The 938-nt window shown below is 30.9% G+C and carries 1 protein-coding gene; it reads left to right on the forward strand.

Annotation, left to right across the window (positions count from 1 at the left end):
• Window positions 1-408 (forward strand): transglycosylase family protein (locus CD150_RS11795; protein ID WP_142382341.1); only part of this gene is annotated, 408 nt, incomplete at its 5' end.
• Window positions 409-938 lie beyond the last annotated feature (530 nt).

A 938-nucleotide genomic window follows, 5' to 3' on the forward strand; every position in this document is an offset into this window, starting at 1 on the left:
CAACAAGAACAAGCAACGCAAACTCAAGACCAAACACAACCACAACAAGCTTCATCAGAACAACCAGCACAAGAGCAAGCACCTCAAACTGAGCAAACACAACAACCACAACAAGCTTCATCACAACAATCAACAGATAATTCAAGTGAAGCATCAAGTGGTTCATCAGTAGAAGTAAACGATCACTTGAAACAAATCGCGCAACGTGAATCAGGTGGCGACTTAAAAGCAGTTAATCCATCTTCAGGTGCAGCAGGTAAATATCAATTCTTACAAAGTACATGGGATTCAGTAGCGCCAGATGAATATAAAGGTCAATCACCAACAGAAGCACCAGAATCAGTACAAGATCAAGCAGCAATGGATTTATATGAATCTGAAGGTGCTTCACAATGGGTTACTGCATAATAAGATAATATGCAATTTTAAAATATGAATATAAATGTATAGAGTGAGTGACATATAAAGCTCATACTAAAAATAAAGGACTAATCCATTAGCAACAACATGGATTAGTCCTTTTTACATTGAGGGAAAGACATATATTTTCGAAAGTTATAGAATTAATTGTAGAAAATTAATAGGAAAGTTAATTTTAAAAAAAGATATTTAAATAATATACTAAAAATAATACTTAATTTAAAACTGCTAACTTATTAATTAATGAACTAAATCTTACAATAATAAAATAAAAAGTGCTTTTATTACAACATCATTACAATAAAATTGAAAATATAACTAACCCTAAAACGATGATGATGGCGTTCTAAGGTTTTTTGATGAGTGTAATATTTAACTTTTATGTCATTAGGACGTAAAAAATCTAGATGTTTTTTTAACTTCACTGTAACCCACAAGCTTTTTCCAGATGTTACAGTAGGGATTAGCAAATTTGATAAAAGTAATTTTGCAAAATCGAAAACACAAATTTAAACACA

This window comes from Staphylococcus ureilyticus, assembly GCF_002902235.1.
Classification (GTDB): domain Bacteria; phylum Bacillota; class Bacilli; order Staphylococcales; family Staphylococcaceae; genus Staphylococcus; species Staphylococcus ureilyticus.